Source organism: Erythrobacter epiphyticus (genome assembly GCF_034653295.1).
Classification (GTDB): Bacteria; Pseudomonadota; Alphaproteobacteria; order Sphingomonadales; family Sphingomonadaceae; genus Erythrobacter.
Genome location: NZ_JAYEEU010000007.1, coordinates 114662 through 134343, shown reverse-complemented (window position 1 = coordinate 134343; position 19682 = coordinate 114662). Strand labels below are relative to the sequence as shown.

16 protein-coding genes and 1 tRNA gene are annotated in these 19682 nt (G+C 63.2%); 12 read left to right on the top strand and 5 right to left on the bottom strand.

The genetic code is table 11. The annotated features are described in order from the left end of the window. Positions 1-247: 247 nt before the first annotated feature. Genes SOQ14_RS06175 through purU form a run of 4 tightly spaced genes read left to right on the top strand, consistent with a single transcriptional unit; the run spans position 248 to position 4318 of the window. Positions 248-1228, top strand: coding sequence for a GGDEF domain-containing protein (locus tag SOQ14_RS06175; protein ID WP_322897183.1), 981 nt, complete (start codon positions 248-250; stop codon positions 1226-1228). A 12-nt stretch (positions 1229-1240) separates the two neighbouring features. Continuing rightward, positions 1241-2425: a formate-dependent phosphoribosylglycinamide formyltransferase gene (purT, locus tag SOQ14_RS06170; RefSeq protein WP_322897182.1), complete on the top strand. Its 1185-nt coding sequence runs from the start codon at positions 1241-1243 to the stop codon at positions 2423-2425. An 11-nt stretch (positions 2426-2436) separates the two neighbouring features. Then, positions 2437-3450: an NAD(P)H-dependent flavin oxidoreductase gene (locus SOQ14_RS06165; protein WP_322897181.1), complete on the top strand. Its 1014-nt coding sequence runs from the start codon at positions 2437-2439 to the stop codon at positions 3448-3450. Position 3451: 1 nt separating this feature from the next. Next, positions 3452-4318, top strand: a complete 867-nt coding sequence (gene purU, locus SOQ14_RS06160) for a formyltetrahydrofolate deformylase (RefSeq protein ID WP_322897180.1) — start codon at positions 3452-3454, stop codon at positions 4316-4318. On the opposite strand, the gene SOQ14_RS06155 is transcribed toward purU, so the two are convergent. Genes SOQ14_RS06155 through SOQ14_RS06145 form a run of 3 tightly spaced genes read right to left on the bottom strand, consistent with a single transcriptional unit; the run spans position 4315 to position 8086 of the window. Further along, positions 4315-4761, bottom strand: a complete 447-nt coding sequence (locus SOQ14_RS06155; RefSeq protein WP_322897179.1) for a protein-tyrosine phosphatase family protein — start codon at positions 4759-4761, stop codon at positions 4315-4317. The two genes, purU and SOQ14_RS06155, sit on opposite strands and share 4 nt — an antisense overlap. A gap of 2 nt (positions 4762-4763) precedes the next feature. Further along, positions 4764-5888: a WD40/YVTN/BNR-like repeat-containing protein gene (locus SOQ14_RS06150; protein WP_322897178.1), complete on the bottom strand. Its 1125-nt coding sequence runs from the start codon at positions 5886-5888 to the stop codon at positions 4764-4766. A gap of 29 nt (positions 5889-5917) precedes the next feature. Next, positions 5918-8086 (bottom strand): PQQ-dependent dehydrogenase, methanol/ethanol family, encoded by a 2169-nt coding sequence (locus SOQ14_RS06145; protein ID WP_322897847.1) that lies wholly within the window; start codon positions 8084-8086, stop codon positions 5918-5920. Positions 8087-8201: 115 nt separating this feature from the next. Here SOQ14_RS06145 and SOQ14_RS06140 point away from each other — a divergent pair, with 115 nt between their 5' ends. Continuing rightward, positions 8202-9065 carry a dienelactone hydrolase family protein gene (locus tag SOQ14_RS06140; protein ID WP_322897177.1) on the top strand — a complete coding sequence of 288 codons (864 nt, stop codon included), beginning with the start codon at positions 8202-8204 and terminating at the stop codon, positions 9063-9065. Positions 9066-9274: 209 nt separating this feature from the next. Here SOQ14_RS06140 and SOQ14_RS06135 read toward each other — a convergent pair whose 3' ends face one another. Next, complete coding sequence (locus SOQ14_RS06135; protein ID WP_322897176.1) at positions 9275-10243, bottom strand: complex I NDUFA9 subunit family protein; 969 nt, start codon at positions 10241-10243, stop codon at positions 9275-9277. A gap of 230 nt (positions 10244-10473) precedes the next feature. Here SOQ14_RS06135 and SOQ14_RS06130 point away from each other — a divergent pair. Continuing rightward, positions 10474-10560, top strand: a tRNA-Leu gene (locus SOQ14_RS06130). An 88-nt stretch (positions 10561-10648) separates the two neighbouring features. After that, a complete protein-coding gene (locus tag SOQ14_RS06125; protein WP_322897175.1) occupies positions 10649-12307 on the top strand; it encodes a site-specific integrase in 1659 nt (552 codons plus the stop codon). Between the two features lie 168 nt (positions 12308-12475). Here the strand turns inward: SOQ14_RS06125 and SOQ14_RS06120 are convergent, their stop codons facing one another. Continuing rightward, the gene (locus SOQ14_RS06120) at positions 12476-12646 is read right to left on the bottom strand and encodes a hypothetical protein (protein WP_322897174.1); all 171 of its coding nucleotides are present in this window, start codon (positions 12644-12646) and stop codon (positions 12476-12478) included. 31 nt (positions 12647-12677) lie between these two features. Between SOQ14_RS06120 and SOQ14_RS06115 the strand changes: the two genes are divergently transcribed. The 5 genes from SOQ14_RS06115 (at position 12678) to SOQ14_RS06095 (ending at position 19679) form a co-directional block, all read left to right on the top strand. Next, the gene (locus SOQ14_RS06115) at positions 12678-12881 is read left to right on the top strand and encodes an Arm DNA-binding domain-containing protein (RefSeq protein ID WP_322897173.1); all 204 of its coding nucleotides are present in this window, start codon (positions 12678-12680) and stop codon (positions 12879-12881) included. Positions 12882-13275: 394 nt separating this feature from the next. Then, complete coding sequence (locus SOQ14_RS06110) at positions 13276-13827, top strand: hypothetical protein (RefSeq protein WP_322897172.1); 552 nt, start codon at positions 13276-13278, stop codon at positions 13825-13827. A gap of 84 nt (positions 13828-13911) precedes the next feature. Next, entirely contained in the window at positions 13912-14619 is a 708-nt protein-coding gene (locus SOQ14_RS06105) for a fimbrial biogenesis chaperone (protein WP_322897171.1), read from the top strand. A 51-nt stretch (positions 14620-14670) separates the two neighbouring features. Beyond that, positions 14671-18840 (top strand): fimbria/pilus outer membrane usher protein, encoded by a 4170-nt coding sequence (locus tag SOQ14_RS06100; RefSeq protein WP_322897170.1) that lies wholly within the window; start codon positions 14671-14673, stop codon positions 18838-18840. Continuing rightward, positions 18837-19679, top strand: coding sequence for a hypothetical protein (locus SOQ14_RS06095; RefSeq protein ID WP_322897169.1), 843 nt, complete (start codon positions 18837-18839; stop codon positions 19677-19679). The genes SOQ14_RS06100 and SOQ14_RS06095 overlap by 4 nt, the downstream gene beginning before the upstream one ends. Positions 19680-19682 lie beyond the last annotated feature (3 nt).

The window sequence follows — 19682 nt, the reverse complement described above, 5'->3', positions numbered from 1 at the left end:
TGCTGACGCACCTCGGGATGATTACGGACCCGGTGAATGCGTATGGAAAGGTGGCCCTCGCCTGAAATATGGTAAACGAACTTTAGCAGTTGATTCGTTTTTTAGTTAGTTAATCTTACTCTAGCTAACAAGTAAATAACATCCTTTTGATTAAAAAGTGATTGTTTTTATATTGCTAGTTAACCTGATTAACAATCACAGTGACCTGAATACGGATCATCATGCTGTAACCTTGGGGCAGGTGGGCATGAAAATTGGTTTGAGTGAAGTCGAAGGCAAGATCCTGCACGGATTGCTGGAGGAGGCTTCGGGGGATATTGTCATTCGTCTGGACGAGCGCGGCTTTCTGGCCCATGCCTCGGCCAACATCGCCGAGATCGGGCTTGATGTCGCTGCCAGTCTCGTGCCGCCGCACATCACGGATCTGGCCGATCGCGATCACGCGGCCTTTGTCGGCAGCAAGGTCAATGGCGTGCTCGCAGGCCATCCGCTGGTGGGCTGGGTGGAATTTCCGATCATGGTCTGCGCGCCAGATGCGCCGGGCGCAGCGCCCGCGCAGCGCCATCGCCATCACCACGGATGCCGGCGCTGGTATGCGCTCAGCCTGCGACCGCTGATGCGCCATTCGGGCGAGCCTGAAGGCGCGCTCGGCCTGCTGCGCTCGGTGCAGCAGGTGCGCAATCTCGAAGGGGAATTGCACAGCCGCGCGGTCACCGATCCGCTGACCGGGCTCGCCAACCGGCAGGCCTTTTGCGCCAGCCTGAGCCGCCACCTCGCGCGGGGCGGCGGGCAGATGGCGGCCGTGCTGGCGGTGGACGGGCTGCGCGCGCTGCTGATGCGCTATGGCCAGCGCACCGTTGATGAAGTCCTGTGGGGCTTTGCCCGCTATCTGGAAACCATGGCCCTGCCGGGAAGCGAGATCGCGCAGCTTGATGGGGAAAGGTTCGGGGTGATCCTGCCCCACCGTGATGAAGCCGCAGCGCGCGCCTGGTGCGCCGAGGTGTTGACCACTTTCGCCTCGCTGACGACACCCGCCGGATCGCGCAGCTTGCGGCTGTCCGCCAGCGCCGGGTTTGCCCCGGTGGCCTGCACCATCGACTGGACCTTGCGCGAAGCCGAGCTTGGCCTTGTCATGGCGCGTGCGGGCGGCGGCGGGCAGGTGGTGCGCGGGGTCTTGCCGCGCAGCGAAGTCGTGCCTTCCTCTGGACTTGGGATGCAGCGCGGCTAAAGCCTTGCGGCTATGAGCCACATTGCCACCATCCTGCTGCTCGGCTCGGGCGAGCTGGGCCGCGAATTCGTCATTTCCGCCAAGCGCCTCGGGGCGCGGGTGATTGCCTGTGACAGCTACGACGATGCCCCCGCGATGCAGGTGGCGGATGGGCGCGAGGTCTTCCCGATGCTGGATGGCGCGGCGCTGCGGGCGGCCGCCGAAAAGCATCGGCCCGATCTGATCGTCCCCGAAATCGAGGCGATCCGCACCGAAATGCTGGCCGAGCTTGAGGGTGAGGGCTTCACCATCGTCCCCTCGGCGCGCGCCGCGCAGCTCACCATGAACCGCGATGCGATCCGCGATCTGGCGGCGGGCGAGCTGGGCCTCGTGACCTCGCAATACGGCTATGCCGAAAGCTACGCTGAAGCGCAGGCCATTGCCGCGCGCATCGGCTATCCGCTGGTGATGAAGCCGGTGATGTCCTCATCGGGAAAGGGCCAGAGCAAAGTCGATGGGCCCGTGGCCTTGGAGGCCGCATGGGACTATGCCGTGGCCAATATGCGCGGGGACCGGGCGCGGGTGATCTGCGAACAGTTCATCGCCTTCGACTATGAAATTACCCTGCTGACCGTGCGCCATGCGGGCGGGATCAGCTTCTGCCCGCCGATCGGCCACCGGCAGGAGCGCGGCGATTACCGCGAAAGCTGGCAGCCTGCCGCCATGTCCGCTGCCGCGCTGGCGGCTGCGCAGGACATGGCCGCCAAGGTCGTGATGGCGCTGCAAGGCGGAGGGCGCGGCTGGGGGCTCTACGGGGTCGAGTTCTTCGTGCGCGGCGAGGAGGTGATCTTCTCCGAACTCTCGCCCCGCCCGCACGATACGGGGATGGTGACGCTCGCCTCGCAAAGCCTCACCGAATTCGATCTCCACGCCCGCGCGATCCTCGGCCTGCCCGTGTCGGAAAGCATCGCCGCGCAGCCTGCGGCCTCGGCGGTGATCCTCGCCGACCGCGAGAGCGACAGCTTCGCTTTCGAGGGCCTCACCGAAGCGCTCGCACTCGGCGACACCGATGTGCGGATCTTCGGCAAGCCCGTCACCCGGCCCTATCGCCGGATGGGGGTGGCGCTGGCCCGCGCGGCCGACGCGCCCGCTGCTGTCGAACTTGCCAAGCAAGCCGCCGCAGCCGTGCGGATTGTCTATTCCTCCGAAGCCGACTAAGCGCCGCGCCCATGAGCACCTATCCCAAGACCGCCGCCCTGATGAAGCGCGGCACCGACTTCCTCGGCTGCGAGACCGCGATCCTGTGCGGCGCGATGAGCTGGGTGAGCGAGCGCAACCTTGTCGCCGCAATCTCCAACGCAGGCGGCTTTGGCGTGATCGCCTGCGGGGCGATGACGCCCGAACTGCTCGATACGGAAATCGCCGCGACCAAGGCGCTCACGACCAAGCCCTTCGGCGTCAACCTCATCACAATGCACCCCGCGCTGTTCGATCTGATCGCGGTATGCCGCAAGCATGGCGTCACCCATGTGGTGCTGGCGGGCGGCATCCCGCCCAAGGGCAGCGTCGAGGCGATCAAGGCGGACGATTCCGGCATCAAGGTGATCTGCTTCGCGCCGACTCTGGCACTCGCCAAGAAGCTACTGCGTTCGGGCGCGGATGCGCTGGTGATCGAGGGCATGGAGGCAGGGGGCCATATCGGCCCGGTCTCCACCTCGGTGCTGGCGCAGGAAATCCTGCCCGAACTCGCGGGCCAGCACCTGATCTTCGTTGCGGGCGGCATTGGCCGGGGCGAGGCGATTGCCTCCTACCTCGAAATGGGCGCGGCGGGCGTGCAATTGGGCACGCGCTTTGCCTGCGCGACCGAGAGCATTGCCCACCCCGATTTCAAGAAGGCCTTCTTCCGCGCCTCGGCCCGCGAAGCCGTCGCCTCTGTGCAGGTCGATCCGCGCCTGCCGGTGATCCCCGTGCGCGCATTGAAGAACAAGGGCACCGAGGAATTCACCGCCAAGCAGCGCGAAGTCGCCGCGCTGCTCGATGCGGGCGAAGTCGACATGGGCGAAGCGCAATTGCAGATCGAGCACTTCTGGGCTGGCGCGCTGCGCCGCGCAGTGATCGAAGGCGATGTCGAGAACGGCTCGGTCATGGCGGGCCAGTCGGTCGGCATGGTCACCAAGGAAGAGCCCGCTGCCGACATCATCGCCGAGCTGATGAGCCAGTGCGAGGCGGCGCTCGCGCGGTAAGGTGGCGACACCCCTCGTCCTCACGCTCGCCTGCGCAGACCGGCCCGGCATCACGGCACGGGTTACCGGCTTCCTGTTCGCGCGCGGGTGCAACATTCTCGACGCGCAGCAGTTCAACGACCGCGCGGAAGTCGGTGGAACCGACCGCTTCTTCATGCGCGTGGTGTTCGATCCCGATGGCGCAACGCCCGAAGGGCTGCGCGCGGATTTCGCCGCGCTGGCAGCCGAGTTCGCGATGGAATGGAAAATGGCGCGCGAAGACCGGCCGCGCCGCACGATCATCCTTGTCAGCAAGTTCGATCACTGCTTGGTCGATCTGCTCTACCGCTGGCGCACGGGAGAACTCGCCATCGATCCGGTGGCAATCGTTTCCAACCACCCGCGCGAGGCCGCGATCCGGGTGGATATTGGCGACATTCCCTTCCACCACATCCCCGTCGCCCCCGAGACCAAGCCTGCCGCCGAGGCGCAATTCCGCGCGCTGGCGGATGCGACAGGCGCGGAGTTGATCGTGCTCGCGCGCTACATGCAGGTGTTCTCGGACGAACAATCCGCCCATTTCGCAGGCCGCTGCATCAACATCCACCACTCCTTCCTGCCCGGCTTCAAGGGTGCGCGGCCCTACCATCAGGCGCACGAACGCGGGGTGAAGATCATCGGCGCGACCGCCCATTTCGTCACCGCCGATCTCGATGAAGGCCCGATCATCCATCAGGATGTCGAGCGCATCACCCATGCCGACAGCCCCGCAGACCTCGTGCGCAAGGGCCGCGACACCGAACGCCGCGTTCTCGCCGAAGCGGTGCGGCTGTTCGTCGAAGAGCGCGTGCTGCTGAACGGCGCGCGGACAGTGGTGTTCAGAGGTTAGGTAAGCAATGCCCGCCACACGGCGGGCGCGGTCTCGTCCTCGAGCGGGTTCCACACCTTTGCCATCCGCGCGCGGGCCTCAGGCTCGGGCACGCCGCCCGCGCGGTCGAGCAGGTAGAGGAACGCCGTCACCCGCCAGTTCATGATGCAATGGACATGATGCGGGCTCGGATGGGCGGCGAGCGCTTCGGCCAGCGCCGCGACATGGGCAGGCGTCGGCGCGTCGAAGGGCACCGGGATGTGCGTGTAGGCGATCCCCTCGGCCGCGAGCAGCGCGGCCTCCTGCGCCAAGGCTTCGGGATGGCTGTCCAGCGCGAGGTTCCCCACGTGCCGCACGCCAATGGCCGCGAGGCGCGGCGGATCATGCGCTTCGAGTTTGCCGGAAGTGGTGATCCCGTCGGGCCGCCTTTGCCAGTTGCGGATATCGTCGGGATCACGCGCCATCATCAGCCTTTAGGGGGTGCGGGCAGATCAATCGCCTGCACTTGCGTGCCAATGGCATAGACCCGTACGCCGCTGCCGGTTGTCACCGTCTGGAACTTGTTAGCCGCCCGCGCAATCGGCGCGCGTTCCCACGTTTTGCCGCCATCGCGGGTGGCAAAGCCCCCGGCTGCGGTGCCGACAAAGCCGATATCGGCGTTGACGAAGCCGATGCCGAATTGCCGCGCGCTGGCATCCTGCGCCATTTCGATCTCGCGCCAGGTCGCCCCGCGATCATCGCTGCGGATCACCAGCTGGGTCGCGCGCTTAGGATCGTAGCTTTGCACCGTGGCATAGCCGGTTGGCCCGCCTGCCGGGAAGCTGGCCTTCCAGATCAGTTCGAGCGTGCGGCCCGAGCGATAGACCTCACGCCATGTCTTGCCGCCATCCTCGGTCCGCAACACCAGTCCTTCTGCCTCGGCGGCATCGGCGCTGGTGGCGGCAAACACCAACCCGGTGTTCTCATCGAAGAACTTCACGTCGAGGATCATCCCCGCATGCGCGCGCATGTCGATAACCGACCAGGTCTCACCGCCATCGACCGAGCGCAGGATGCCCGTCGGCCCGCCCACGCGCCCGGCAGCGTGGATGACAGTGCGGGGCACCAGCTTGCCCTGATAGATGCGCTGGGTGCGCAGGATGTCGATCGCGCAGATGCCCTTGATTGTCGCCTCGCCGGTATCGACCGCCTCCCATGTCACCCCGCCATCGCGGGTGCGGTAGAGCGGTGTTTCGTCGATGACGCCGGGGTAGTAATCCGTGCCGATATTGCCGATGAAGCCATTCTTCCTATCGAGAAAGCCGACCGCGCGCACAAAGGTGCCGGGACGGCTGGCGACCTTTTGCCAGGTGGTGCCGCCATCCTTGGTGGCGAACAGATCGCCCGCACCGGTGCCGTACCAGCCATGCGTGTCATCGACAAAGCTGATCGAATCGCGCTTGCCGGGATAGGCTTCGGTCACGAAGGTCCGCCATTCGCCCGCTGCCGGAGCGCTGGCGGCGGGCTGGGCGGAGGAGGGCTGGGGTGCCCCCGCCCCCATGCCGAACAGCAGCACAAGGGCGGACAGCACCGCCGTATTTCGTATCATCATGGTTTGCGACCCTTTGACTTTGTGAGAGATTAGTCCCTCTGCGCGATTTTCCTCGTGCTCTCAAGCGCCTTCTCTTCGTTGGCGCGGTGAATCACATAGGCGCGGATGGCCTCGATCTCCTGCTTGGAGAGCGATCCGGCAAAGCTCGCCATGCCATTGTCCTTGAGCATCCCGCCTTCGACCACGGCATTCCACGCCTGCGCGCTTTCGAGCGATCCGGCGCGGCGCAGATCGGGCAGCACGGTCGAGCCGACCGCGCCCGGCGCATGGCAGACCGCGCAATAGCGGCCATACTTGGCTTGCCCCACAGCAATCAGCTCTGCCGAAGCCGTGCTCGGCGGGGGATCAAGCGGGAGCTCGGCCAGCGCCGGTTCGGGCGGCAGTTTCGCGGTTCCGCCAAGCTTGAACACCAGCAGGCGCGACACGTTGCGCACCGGCGCCTTGCGGTTGATGATATCGCCATCGACCGAGAGGGCATAGGCGCCGCCCCAGCCCGCCAGCACCGCGACATATTGCTCGCCATTGACGGTGTAGGTGATCGGCGGTGCAACCACGCCGGTCTGCGCGGCGAAGCTCCACAGTTTCTTGCCGGTGCCGGCATCATAGGCGTTGAATTCGCTGCCCGTGGTGCCCTGGAACACAAGGCCGCCGCCGGTCGCCAGCAAGCCGCCGTTCCACGGCCCCGGATGCTCGACCGTCCAGCGCGCTTTCTGCGCCACCGGGTCCCACGCGACCAGCATCCCGCGCAAGCTGCCTGCGACCTGTTTGCGGAAGCCATTATCGGGCGGCAGATCGCCCGCCCCGAGGTTGAAGCCGACATTGAAGCCACGCGCGGTATCGGGCTTCCAATTGGCTTCGGGGGCATACATCATCCCCGCTTCGAAGGCCGGGATATAGACGAGGTTTTCCTGCGGGCTGTAGGCCATCGGGTGCCAATTGTGCCCGCCGAGCGCACCGGGGGTGACCAGCGCGGGCTTGCCCGTCTTGTCGACGCGGGTTTCGGGATTTTCGATCGGGCGGCCGGTCTTGGGATCGATCCCGCTCGCCCAGTTGACGCTGACATAGGGCTTGGCCGAGATGAACTTGCCGGTCTCGCGGTCAATCACATAGAAAAAGCCGTTCTTGGGTGCCTGCATCAGCACCTTGCGCGGCTTCCCGTCGATTTCCATGTCGGCGAGCATGATGTGCTGGGTGGCGGTGAAATCCCAGGTTTCACCCGGCGTGGTCTGGTAATGCCAGACATATTCGCCGGTCTTGGGCCGGATCGCGACGATGCTCGAAAGGTAGAGGTTATCGCCTTCGCCCGTCCCGTCCTTGCCGGGCGAGCGATAGGCGCGGTTCCACGGGCTGCCATTCCCCACCCCGATGTAGAGCAGATCAAGCGCGGGATCATAGGCCATCGAATCCCACACCGTGCCCCCGCCGCCAATCGCGTCATTGGCGCCGAGCACATCCATGTTCCACGTTTGCGCGGCCTTCTGGAGATAGGCGGGCTGATCTTTGGCATCGCCGCCTTCGGGAACAGTGTAGAACTTCCACAGCTGCTCGCCATCATTGGCATCATAGGCCGCGACAAAGCCGCGCACGCCGAATTCCGCCCCGCCATTGCCGATGATGATCTTGCCATCAATCACGCGCGGCGCGCCGGTGATGGTGTAGCTCTTGGACTGATCGACCGTGACCTTTTCCCACGCGACCTTGCCCGTCTCGCGGTCGAGCGCGATCAGGCGGCCATCCAGCGTCCCGAAAAACAGCTTGTCGCCGTAAGCCGCCAGCCCGCGGTTCACGACATCGCAGCAGGCCTTCACGGCGGTTTCGCCCGGAACCTTGGGATCATACTCCCACAGCTTGGCGCCGGTCGTGGCGTCGAAGGCCTTCACCTTGCTCCACGCGGTGGTGAGGTACAGCTTGCCGTCGATCACCAGCGGGGTCGCCTCCTGCCCGCGCGCCGTATCCATATCGGCATACCACGCCAGACCAAGCTGGCCGACATTGTCTGTATTGACCTTGTCGAGCGGGGAATAACGCTGTTCGGAATAGGTGCGCCCGTGGGTGATCCAGTTGGCACTGTCGGCATCGGCCGCCAGCAGCATCGCGCCATCGATCCCGCCCTGTTCCCCCGAACCGAACAGATCGGCGCATGCTGTCGCTCCGCCCAGCACAAGCAGTGCGGCTGGCAGCAATGTCCGATAAGCCATCTTCATAAAAATTCTCCCCGCTTCTCGGATGTTATGTTGCCAAGCCAATGGGCGCTTGTCCATCCATGTTGCTTGGGCCTATCAGACCCCCGGACGGGGCACCGGAGAGACTGGCATGTGTGATGAGGCAAATCTGCAAAACTGGGCGCGCGAGACGCTGTCACGGCGCCAATTCGGTGCGCTGACAGGCGCAGGCGTGCTGGCGGCCGGCGCAGCGGGGCCGCTCGCGGCGGCCGGAGCGCTCACCGAGCGCAAGGTAACCTTTGCGACCCCCGACGGGACAGCCGATGGCTTTTTCGTGCATCCGTCCGAAGGCAAGCATCCCGCTGTCATCCTGTGGCCGGATATTGCCAGCCTGCGCGAGGCCAAGCGCGTGATGGCGCGCGAACTCGCCGCGCAAGGCTATGCCGTGCTGGTGATGAACCCCTATTACCGCGATGTCGCCGGTGAGCAGTTTGCGGATTTTGCCGATTTCATCGCCAAGGGCGGCTTCCAGAAGGTTGACCCGTGGCGCGGCAAGCTCAATGCCGAAGCGATCATGAGCGACACCCGCGCCGTCACCGCATGGCTCGATCAGCAGGCGGCGGTCGATCCGGCGCGCGGGATCGGCACGCAGGGCTATTGCATGGGCGGGCCGTTCACGGTGTGGAGCGCGGCTGCGGTGCCTGCGCGGGTCAAGGCGGCGGCGAGCTTCCACGGCGGCGGGCTGGTGCGGCCGGATAATGCGATGAGCCCGCATGCGCTGCTGGGCACGGTCAAGGCCGGGTTGCTGATTGCAGTCGCCAAGGATGATGATGCCAAGGCACCCGCGGACAAGGTGACTTTCGCCGAGGCCGCCAAGGCGGCCGGTGTGGCCGCGACTGTCGCGGTCTATAATGGCAATCACGGCTGGATGGTGCCCGATAGCCCGGCCTATGCCGCACCGGTTGCCCGCAAGGGCGAGGCGGATCTGCTCGCGCTTTACAAGCGCCAGCTCTAGCCTGCGGCCTTTCATCAGGGGCGCTTTCCTACGCGGGCGATCCACCGCTAGGATTGCGCCCTGATGCCCAAGCCCGGCCTATCCCTTCCGCTGTCGTTCCGCCGTGATCCGGGCGTGCGGGGAGGGGCCGTTTTTGCGTTCAAGACAGTGTCTCAACTGTCTCCAACATTCAGACTCCCATCGCCGCTGCTGCATGAAACGGGCGCGAATCAGTCGGCGGCCTTGCGCGCCTTGGCGCGTTCATTGCTGAGGCCAAAGCGGCCATGCTTGCGGAAGCGCAGCATCCACTTGTCGAGAAACAGGCCGAGCGCGCGCGGTTCGATCCCGAGCTCGGCAAAACCGCGAGCGCCTTCGGCGACAACATTGCCCGGTTTGAGCAGCGCCCACTGGTGGCGGCTCATCGGGGTGCCGGGGAGTGCGGCAAAGATCGCGGACAGCGTATCGGGCATGGCGATGAAGCGGCGGCTGCGCCCTTGGGCGGCGGCAATCCGCTGGTTCAGCTCCATCATGCTGATCTGTTCCGGCCCGCCCAGTTCATAGGTGTGGCCGCCGTGCAGCTCCGGGTGCTCGAGCGCGGTGACGATCGCTTCGGCGACATCATCGACAACGACGAGTTGCAGCCGCGCTTCGGGCGCGAACACCGGCAGGACGGGGGCAAGTTCGATCATCCCGCCGAACATGTTGAGGAAATTGTCATCCCCCCCGAACACGATCGAGGGGCGCAGGATGGTTGCCGTGGGGAATGCGGCGCGCACGCGCTCTTCGCCTAGCGCCTTGGCCTGTGCATAGGGCACGCTTGACGCCGCGCCCGGCCCGATCGCACTGACATGGACGAGCGCTTCGAGGCCGCTGTCCTTGGCGAGGCGGGCAAGGGTGCCCGCACCTTCGCCCATCACCGCCGTCACATCGCCGGCAAAGACACCCACCAGATTGACGGCGTGGCTGGCCCCCGCCAGCGCTGCGGCCACGCTGGTCTCATGCGTCAGATTGCAGGGGACGAATTGCAGCTGGCCAAGGTTGGCAAGCGGCTTGAGACCAAAGGCTTTCTCAGGATTGCGGCTGGCAATGCGCAGGCGCGCGCCGCGCTCGAGCAGCTTTTGCGCGACATGATTGCCGATAAAGCCGCTGCCGCCGAACAGGGTGACAAGCTTGCCGGAAAGAGGGGAGGGTGTGGTCATGGCAGGAAAGCTCTTGCAATGCGAGTGATTGGCCCGGTGGGTTGACGCGCTGCCCCATGCTTCAATGCGCAAGGCAGGGCAAGCGTTCCGGGCACGAAAAGCGCCGTGATTTCCGCCTCTGCCGCGCGACATGCGATTTGCCGCGAGGTTTGCGTTGACAGGCAGGGGCAGGGCTCGCTATTGGCCCGCCCCTACCCGCAGCCGATGCTTTGATCGGCGTTGCGCAAAGTGCCCAGATGGCGGAATTGGTAGACGCACCGTCTTCAGGTGGCGGCGATCGCAAGGTCGTGGAGGTTCGAGTCCTCTTCTGGGCACCAACACCATGTAAGGTTCTGATCTTACTGAAAAACCATGAGAAAAACCCGCCGACTGCACCACAAAAGTGCTACACAGGGCGGCGATCTCATGTTCAAGATCAGCAAGCGGAAAGGCTCGTCTTTGTGGCAGGTGCGTAAGCGCTGGCCGACTGACGTTGCCCCGCTCCTTAAGGGCGAGTTCACCCGATCCACCGGCGAGAGCGACCGAAAGCTCGCCGAAGCGAAGCTCCCGATCATCTCCGCGGAATATGTGGCGATCGTGGAAGACGCGCGCAGGCGGCTCGCCGACAATCGCTTCCGCGATCTCTCCGAGGTCGAGATCAGGCGGCTGGCAACCGAGTTCTACACCGAAGCGCTGCGCCACTACCAAGTCCGCGGCCCGCTCGATCGCACCCAGCGCGACGAGCTCCTCGAAGCTACCGACAAGACCATCGAGACGCTGGAGGATCACCTCGCGCGGCGCGATGTCGCTCCGGTGGCGGCGCTGACGCGCAACATGGTGGAGCGCAAAGGACTGCCCATCCCCGAGGACAGCGGCTCGCTGGCGCATCTCGCCATGATGAACCTCAGGGCCATGATCGAGCTGCACCGCGGGGTGGCGGCGCGGCTGCGGGGCGTGGAGGATTATCGCCCGGCGGATGCGAGTGTCGCGAGCCTGGTGCACGCCGCAGGCAAACCGGCGCGCACCGTCAACGACTTGATCGAGGCCTTCGAGGAAGCCGAGAGCGAGCGGTGGGCTCCGTCCACCCTGCGCGCCAAGGAACCCGTAAACCGGCTCCTGCGGGAAACCATCGGCGAACGCCCGGCTGCCGAGATCGGCCGCACCGAGGCGCGCGAGGTCCTCTCCCTCCTACGGCGACTGCCTGCGGGCCTCGGCAAGCTCAAGCAGCTCCGCGGGCTCTCCTTGCGTGACGCCGCAGACCGAGGCGAGAAGCTCGGCCTCGCGGTGATTGCCCCGGCGACCGTCAACCGCGCCTACCTCGCCCACATCTCGGCGCTGTTCAATTGGGCGCACCAGGAAGAATGGACGAGCGGCAATCCCTTCCGCGGCCTCGCGGTGGCCGATCCGGTGGCACCCGAGGACAAGCGCGATCCTTTCACCCCCGCGCAGCTCAAGACGATCTTCGCGGCAAAGCCCTGGACTGCACCTGACGGCGTCGGCGAAAAGCCGATCCGCTTCTGGGGGCCGCTCATGGCCCTGTTCCATGGGATGCGGCGGGGCGAGATCGCCCAGCTCCACATTGCCGACATCGACGAAGTCGACGGCGTGCCTTCGATCCGCATCCGCCCCGGCGGCTCGAAGCGTCTCAAGACGCGCAACGCCCGGCGAACCCTGCCGGTGCACCCGGAGCTGATCCGCATGGGCTTCCTCGCGTTCGTCGAACGCCGCCGCAAGGAAGGCGGGGAGCTGCTCTTCGCTGGCGAGGAGCCTGACATCGCGGGCAAGTGGGGCGACAGTCTCGGCGACTGGTTCGGGCGACGGCTGAAGGACCTCGGCGTCACCGGCAACCGGCTGGGCCTGCACAGCTTCCGCCACAACTTCCAGGATCGCCTGCGGGCCGCCGGGCTGCACAACTCGGACATCGGGCAGGAGCTCGTCGGACGCACCAAGCGGGCCGGAAGTTCGGACCAGTATGGCGGCGCGGGCTATCCCATGTGCGAGGATGTTTTGAGCACCCCAAGCCACGTAGCCATTACTTTGAACCGGCATGGCTGGCTCCAGCGATCGCAACAGCAACACGCCTAACGCTCCAATGCCTTGCCGCCGTAAATCACCATCTGGAGCCAGAAGAAGAAGCGACCCTAACGCAAGCAGCCGCTGAGATCGCCGAAATCTGCAACGCCTTAGAGTGACGACCGGCACCCCTTGATCGCGCCCCACCAGACTGCTACACAACTGCTCGCAGACGGCGAGCTAACTCGTTGTTTTTCTAATGGTAATGGACTGGGTGAGCGTATCCTCTTCTGGCACCAAAACTCCTGCGGGAGTGGCATCAAAAATCTCGAAAAAACCGCCGAAATCTCTCGCTTTGGGCTGGATGTTGATGTCGCGTGTTTCACGCTGTTTCAGGCCGCGCCCCCACATGCCCCTTTCCGGCGAAAGGTCATGTCCCCAAATGTCACTGACGGCCTTGCAAATCCGAGCTTTTTCGCCGGGTGCTACCGCCTACAAGCGCGCCGATGAGCGCGGGCTCTACCTTGAGGTCTTCGCTAACGGCTTAAAGATCTCGCGGCTGAAGTACAACTTCGCCGGCAGGCAAAAGCGCATTGCTCTTGGTGCCTGGCCTGAAGTTAGTCTTCAGGCAGCCCACCGGACCTGAGCAACGCGGAAAACTCCAGAGCCGCGTGGTCCAAGCTTGGGTAGCAGCGCGATAGCCCATGTGGTGTCAGGACAGCCAAGGCCTGCCTCGTTGCCGTGATTCTGCGGCATGCGGCAGCTAACTTTATACTCGCAGTTAGACGCCGGAGCATTTTCCTTGCCACCGAAATTTCAGCGCTTTGCATGTCCGGATTAACTTATGGGCGGCCTTCTTCCCAATTTGGAACAGCTGGATGAAAGTCTGCGGGCGATGGTTGCCTTGTAGTAAACAGGAGATTAATGATCCTTCGTCGGTTAGCTAACAGGTTAATTGGCGATCTGTGGTCGCGAGCACGATGCCGCTCCTGTTGGTGGAGATATGGCTTCTGACCTGGAAACATGAAGAGGGAAGACTTATGATGAAGAAAATGCTTTTGGCCGCCGCGGCCACCGTCGCGGCCGCTACTCCCGCTGCTGCCCAGACGCTGACCTACGAACTTGACGCCGAAGTCGCCGTGAAATGCGGTGTCTACAAGTTTGACGGTCCCACCGTTCCGGTGAACTTCGCCGAACTGTCGACCACACCTTCAGACACCTTTGTCACCGCGGCCGCTGGCTCGGCAACCTATCGCTGCAACGCGCCGGGCGGTTTCACCCGGACGATCTCGTCAGCCAACAATGGTGTGATGATCCGCACCGGTAGTTCGGGCGGTGCCGGAAATTCCATTCCGTTCGAAATGAGCCATGGCGGCGGTAGCGGCCTCGGCACCGGAGGTTTCGTTGCGCTGACCTCTAACCTTGTCACGAACCTTGGCGGTTCGACCGCATTCCTGGCGGGCCAGACCGGCAGCGTGAGCTTTCGCGTGGCTGGTGTCGCTGCAGCCCTGGGCGGCAATAATGCGCCGGGCACGACCGTTTTCGCTGGTGATTACACTGACGTGGTGACCATTGCAGTTGTGGCGAACTGAACCTAAGCTGGTGTGAATTCGGGAAGCAGGCGCCGTCAAGGTTGCCTGCTTCCTCGTTTCGGGGGAGCGACATCTTTGTCCGGCATGATCAAGGGCCTTCTCGCCGCGCTTTTCGCTGTGATCGTGTTGGTGGGCACAACGCCATCGGCAAATGCTTATGAAGTGACGCCGATGCGGGTCACGCTCGTGCCTGCCGAAGGCCGGACCAATTCCACCATTACTGTCAATAACATCCGCGACACCGAACTCCCGGTAGAAATCATCGTCAAGCGTCGCATCATCGCCGAAGACGGCACGCAGAGTTTTGTGCCGGCCGATGAAGATTTTATTGTTTTCCCTCCGCAGATTGCGATTGCAGCAGGAAAGTCGCAGGCCTTTCGCTTCGAATATATTGGCCCGCCGCCGACAGATGCCGCCGTCGGTTACGTCATCGAAGTAGCCGAGGTTCCGGTTGTGCCCCCCGGGTTCACTGGCGTGCAGTTCGCTTATAACTTTGGCGTGGCCGTCTATGTCGAACCACCCCGCGCCTTTGCCAAGCTTGCCACAAAAGCCCGTATTGAGAACGGCAAGCTTTTGCTTGATGTCGCTAATAGCGGTAGCAAGTATGCGCTTCTGACCGGAATGGAACTGGTTCTTTTGTTGGATGGCAACCGGCGGGTCTACGGGTCGGCCGCGTTGGCTGAGCTTATCCAGAACGGTCTTGTTCCTCCTGGCGGGCGGATTTCTTTTGCCATGACCCTAGACAACCTTCCGGCCACTGGCACCTTGCAGGCAGAGTTCCGACAACCTTAGTGTTTGAAGGGGGGCAGCCTTCTCCTTTTGCCAGCCTCAGGGGGCGCAGGGATGCGTGAGAGCGAGCGAAAATCTGGAGACGTCCAGAAAAAATCGGGCGGAAAGCACCGATGGTGGCCGCTGAGCGGAGCCAGCAAGGTTGCGATAGGTCGATGCCTCCTCCTCGGCCTCCTGCCTGGCAGCGTGCTCGTGATTGAAACCATGCCGCCGCAGAAGTTGCCTGCGGGTCCCAAGCCGTTGGAAACCAAACGCATCGTCATGCAACCGGGCAAGCAGGCAGCGCCGGATCTTTTGGTGCCGGTTTTACCTGAACCTGGTCTGGTTTTTCGTGACCCGGCCATACGCTCCTTGAAGAGCACAACGTCACCGGCAATGGCCGTTCTACCAACGGCGCGCGAGGAGGGGGAGGCTTTCTTTGCGGCGCAGGCAGATCCACCTCCAATCTTGGTTACGCAGTCATCGCAACCCGCACCGGCGAAGGTTTCCGTAATCGATGCCGCGATCATTTCGCCAGCACCCGCGTCGCCATCCGAGGTGGCAAAGATTGCAGCCGAAAGCGTTACAGATCTGGAGCGAAGCGAGGCCGCGCCTTTTCCTGCCGAGGAGCCGTTCCCGCTCGGCCTTGAGACTACGCCGGGAACGGATGCGGCCATCCTTGCGGAAGAGGTTGTGCCGACCTTGCCAACGTTCGATCTCGCGGGCGGGGCGTCCGCAGAAATACAACCTTCGACCCCGCTTTCCTCGATTGGTATGGAAGCAATCAGCCGGGACCAAGAGGCCGGCGTGGATCAAATGCCCAGCCCAATCTCGTCTGTATCGGCCGCTTCGGCAACACCAGACGCGGCGGCCCCTCTCGCTCAACTGCAAACCCGCCAGATTGAGAATTTGCAAGACGGCGATGGCCAAGAACAGCAGCTAGAGCCGACGTCACCGGCTGTCCCACCCCGATTTGCTCACTCCTCCGTGTCGGGCACTGCACCGGCTCCGGGGGAAACCATGAATGTCGAGGCGCTTCGCCTCGCCACCTCGCCCGAATCGGTTCCGGCAACGATTGTCCCCGCATTGAAGGTCGAATCGCGTCTGCCCATCATGATTGACGAGCAGGTGGCGGGAATGCTTGAGTTCCAGCAAACTCTTGACGGGCTTTATGTCCGGGTCGGATCCCTGGTCAACCTGCTAAGCGACCGGTTCACAGCGAGCGAGCTGGCTCGGATGGAAAACGCGTCCGCGCTTGACGCGTATCTGTCGCTTGCGGACTTGCGCAGAGCAGGCATTCCGGTTTCATACGATCCGATCCACGACGGGTTCGAGTTGCACGAACCGACCCCCGCAGAGGAAACCACGTTCACGCTTGGCGCGCCGGGCGCGGCAGCGAGCACTAGCGGGCTTGGCCCTCCTTCGGCTTCGCCCTCTGCCGAAGCATTTGATGCGACCGCCAACCCCGCCCAAGACCCAGGCGAACTGACAGACCTCGTCCGCGAACAGGAGCTGCAGCGGCCGGTGCAGGACGAAGCCTTGGTGACAACCTTCGCACTTGCTGCCGAAAGACCCCTAAGTCCCGATGAAACCACGATTGAGGTGCCGGCCGCAATCCCGGCCGCAATCCCGGCCGACGCCCGGTCGCACGGCCGTGTCGCGCTTGCCGAAGATACCAATGCGAGTCTTGATAGCGTTCAGAGAGAGACCAATGCGGTGGTGGCCGCAACCGATTTCGGGGGTGCCAGTCTTCAGGTGACATCGCCCGAAAGGGCAGCCAGCGAAGCAGATCTCGTTCCGCAGCGTCTCGATGGCGAACAACAGCCTGTCGCATCGCCCGCGGTTACCCAAGACCCCCTGCTCCCCGTTACCGAGTCTGGTTCCGGCTCGCTGCAAAAGCCCGAATTGTCGCGTGTCACCGAACGCTCGGCCGTTCTAAGCGTCCCTCTGCTCTTCGAAGGTGCCGGCCTTGGCAATGTGCAGGCCGAAATCACGCCGACCCGCGTCCTTAGCGTTTCTGCCGCAGATATAGCCAAGGTTCTCGGCTCACTTGTCAACGATGCGACCCGCGAATGGCTGCTGCCCCTCGGTTCGGGCCTCGTGCCGGTTGATCGCCTGCGCGAAATCGGGCTGGTCATAACCTTTGTGCCTTCGACATTGAGCTTGTCTGTCGACATCCCACTCGCGTCGCGGGGAAAACGTGTTTTTTCCGGGAGCCGGCAGATCGACTATTCCGGAATTCCGGTGGCATTGCCGTCAGACTTTTCGGCCGGCCTCTCCTTTTCCTCGTTCACCACCGGCGACATCGTGGCGATGGAGCGTGTCAGTTCTAGCCTCCTGGTTAATGGCTTCACTAACGTCGGGGGGAGTGACGGCGTCAGTATCCTGTTCGGCGGGCAATTCGACTTTACCGGGAGCGAGAAGCTCTTCGTCCGCGACCGGATTATTGCCTTCAAGGACGACACGAACAACGTCCTGCGCTATTCCGCTGGCGACATTCAGCCCTTGCAATCGCGTTACGGAGGCGACTTCGATCTGCTCGGCATAGGTGTCCAACGTTTCTACCAAGACCTGCAGCCCGACCGCAACGTGCGGCCCCTCGGCAGCCGTTCTTTCTTGCTCGAGCGCCCCTCCCTGATCGAGATCTACGTTAATGGCGCCCTGCTCCGCACGTTCAGCGCCGGACCCGGCCCGATCGACATTCGCGACATCCCTGCCGCAGACCTTAGCAATCAGGTCACCATCGTCATCGAGGACGCGCTGGGGCGGCGCGAGGTCGACAGCTTTACGCTTGGCAATGATATCAACCTGCTTGGCGAAGGCTTGAACGAGTTTTCGTTGAATGCTGGCCTGCTGCGCGACAACCGAGTGGTTGGATTTTCCTACACATCTGATCCCGTCGCGAGCCTGTTTTACCGGCAGGGCATATCGGAATCGCTGACCCTGTCCGGAAGCGCGATCATCTCTGAAAATTACCAGAACATCGGCTTGTCCGCGGCTTTTGCGGCCTTTCGGGGCGTCACCCAGATCGATGTTGCGGCCAGCAGCAGCAATGTCGGTGAAGGCGCCGTGGTGGCACTGACTTACCGGGGGTCGCCTATCGATCTCGGTTTCGGCGGCGCCCAGACGAATCTCAGGGCTGAATATCGCACGCCCCGATTTCAGAGCCTCGCGAGCTTCGGGTTTCTAGAGGATATCGAGTTTGATCTGGCTGCGGATGTGCGCGCGAACATTTCGCCGACCATGCAGGCCATCGTCGGGGCGACCTATTTCTCCACGCATCGTAACAACGAGGAGCGGTATGGGCTGTTCGGTGGTCTCCAGAAGCAGCTCGGACGTTTCAATCTCGGCGTCAACCTCCGTTATTCCGAGTTCAACTCGCGGCGCGAGTTCGGCGCTCTGGTGACCGCCGCGATGCGGCTTGGCAGGCGCTCGAACATCTTTGCGACGGTCGACACTGTGAGCCAGACAGCGCGTGTCGAGTATCGGCAGCTTCGTCCGCTGACCTTGCCCGAAATCGACTACGGCGCGCGCGCTCAATACGGCCCCGACAGCTATGAGGTCGGCGGCCGATTTGGCTATGGCACATCGCGTTTCGAGGCGCTCGTGGACATCCAGCAGGAATATGATTCCACTACTTCGGAGTTTCGCAATCAGTCCTCTGTCCGGCTGCAAACCGGGATCGGGTTCGCCAACGGCACCTTTGGTATTGGCCGCGATCCTTCGCGAGGATTCATCATGGTCAAGAAACACCCGTCGCTCGAAAATGCGCAGGTTCGCGTCTCGACGGGCGCAGTTGGCCGCGACCTGGGCTTCGCCAACTCAGCCGGCCCGGCAGTTGTGCCGGTGTTCATTCCCTATCGCGCGCAGGAAATCCGGGTCTCTACAGAGAACGCGCCGATGGGCTACAATATTGGCGCCGGAGAGTATGTCGCGATGCCGGGCGCGCGCACTGGAATCGCCATTACCGTCGGGTCCGAAGAGTATCGCATCGCGACCGCAACCTTGACAGGTTTTGACAGCAAAGTCGTCGGTCTCACCACAGGTCGTCTGATCAACCTCGAGACGGGCAAGGCGCTTGCCTTTTTTACCAATCGGGTAGGACGGGCCGTATTCACCCAGCTTGTTCCGGGACGATATCGGGCCGAAATCGACGGAACGGACTTGCAGTTCGAGTTTGAAGTGCGTGAAGATGATCCGGCCAACATTTCGCTGGGCAATATCGAGCTGAGGAGCGGCAAATGAAATGGCTTGTTATCATCGGAGCAGGGCTGCTGCCGGCTACGTCCTTGCAGGCAGCACCTTGCGCGACCTACGAAGCCGACGCCGTTCAAGTTGGCGAACGAACCTACGATCCGGCTGATCCCGGGTTCAAGGTCGTTACGGTCCAGTTGGAACGGAATCCGGAGCAACTGGACAACTCCTGCCAATCGGCGGAAATCGAGATCACCGAGCAAGCAGGCTACTCTATCGCGCTACGCAACGGGTCACATGAACTCAACACGCGCTTCGTCCGTTCGCCGCGCTTCGCCCAGCCAGCCGACAATCTAATCCGTCTGACCGGTATTGCGCGGCGCGATATGATCAGGGACCGGGTTCTGCTTCTCGATATGCTTGAAGCGCCCAGCGGACAATTTGTGCCTCCTGGCGAATATTCAGCGGACCTGGCGATGCGGGTCGGCAGCGGGCCGCCCGTGAGCTTCCGCGTCAGCTTGTTCGTTGCTCCCTCTGTCACGCTGTTGGACGGCGGAGCCAGTCGCAACCTCTCGCTCGGCGATGTGAGCGACGGCGGATTTGCAAGATCGGACTTCTTGTATCGCACCAATTCGTCGCTGCTCGTCACGGCCTATTCCGACAACCGTGGGACCTTGCTTCACGAAGATGGCGAGGCCTTCGGGCGCGTTCCCTACACCGCGCGGATCGACGGCAAGATCATAGATTTGACGGGACAATCCCCAGTCACCTTACCCTTTGTGGATTCCCGGCAGCGAACCGGCACACTTGCCGTCAATGTTGACCCTCAGCCGGTTGCTTTCGCCGGCACCTACCGCGATACGTTGACGATCACCTTCACCGCCAATTAGCGG

What these genes read in the sequence shown, in the direction of transcription:
- SOQ14_RS06165 (WP_322897181.1), top strand. Translation starts at nt 2,437, where the DNA reads ATGAGCACCTATCCCAAGACCGCCGCCCTGATGAAGCGCGGCACCGAC.
- purT (WP_322897182.1), top strand. Translation starts at nt 1,241, where the DNA reads ATGAGCCACATTGCCACCATCCTGCTGCTCGGCTCGGGCGAGCTGGGC.
- SOQ14_RS06145 (WP_322897847.1), bottom strand. Translation starts at nt 8,086, where the DNA reads ATGGCTTATCGGACATTGCTGCCAGCCGCACTGCTTGTGCTGGGCGGA.
- SOQ14_RS06140 (WP_322897177.1), top strand. Translation starts at nt 8,202, where the DNA reads ATGTGTGATGAGGCAAATCTGCAAAACTGGGCGCGCGAGACGCTGTCA.
- SOQ14_RS06115 (WP_322897173.1), top strand. Translation starts at nt 12,678, where the DNA reads ATGTCACTGACGGCCTTGCAAATCCGAGCTTTTTCGCCGGGTGCTACC.
- SOQ14_RS06100 (WP_322897170.1), top strand. Translation starts at nt 14,671, where the DNA reads ATGCGTGAGAGCGAGCGAAAATCTGGAGACGTCCAGAAAAAATCGGGC.
- SOQ14_RS06120 (WP_322897174.1), bottom strand. Translation starts at nt 12,646, where the DNA reads ATGTGGGGGCGCGGCCTGAAACAGCGTGAAACACGCGACATCAACATC.
- SOQ14_RS06095 (WP_322897169.1), top strand. Translation starts at nt 18,837, where the DNA reads ATGAAATGGCTTGTTATCATCGGAGCAGGGCTGCTGCCGGCTACGTCC.
- SOQ14_RS06155 (WP_322897179.1), bottom strand. Translation starts at nt 4,761, where the DNA reads ATGGCGCGTGATCCCGACGATATCCGCAACTGGCAAAGGCGGCCCGAC.
- SOQ14_RS06125 (WP_322897175.1), top strand. Translation starts at nt 10,649, where the DNA reads ATGTTCAAGATCAGCAAGCGGAAAGGCTCGTCTTTGTGGCAGGTGCGT.
- SOQ14_RS06150 (WP_322897178.1), bottom strand. Translation starts at nt 5,888, where the DNA reads ATGATGATACGAAATACGGCGGTGCTGTCCGCCCTTGTGCTGCTGTTC.
- SOQ14_RS06110 (WP_322897172.1), top strand. Translation starts at nt 13,276, where the DNA reads ATGATGAAGAAAATGCTTTTGGCCGCCGCGGCCACCGTCGCGGCCGCT.
- SOQ14_RS06135 (WP_322897176.1), bottom strand. Translation starts at nt 10,243, where the DNA reads ATGACCACACCCTCCCCTCTTTCCGGCAAGCTTGTCACCCTGTTCGGC.
- SOQ14_RS06175 (WP_322897183.1), top strand. Translation starts at nt 248, where the DNA reads ATGAAAATTGGTTTGAGTGAAGTCGAAGGCAAGATCCTGCACGGATTG.
- SOQ14_RS06105 (WP_322897171.1), top strand. Translation starts at nt 13,912, where the DNA reads ATGATCAAGGGCCTTCTCGCCGCGCTTTTCGCTGTGATCGTGTTGGTG.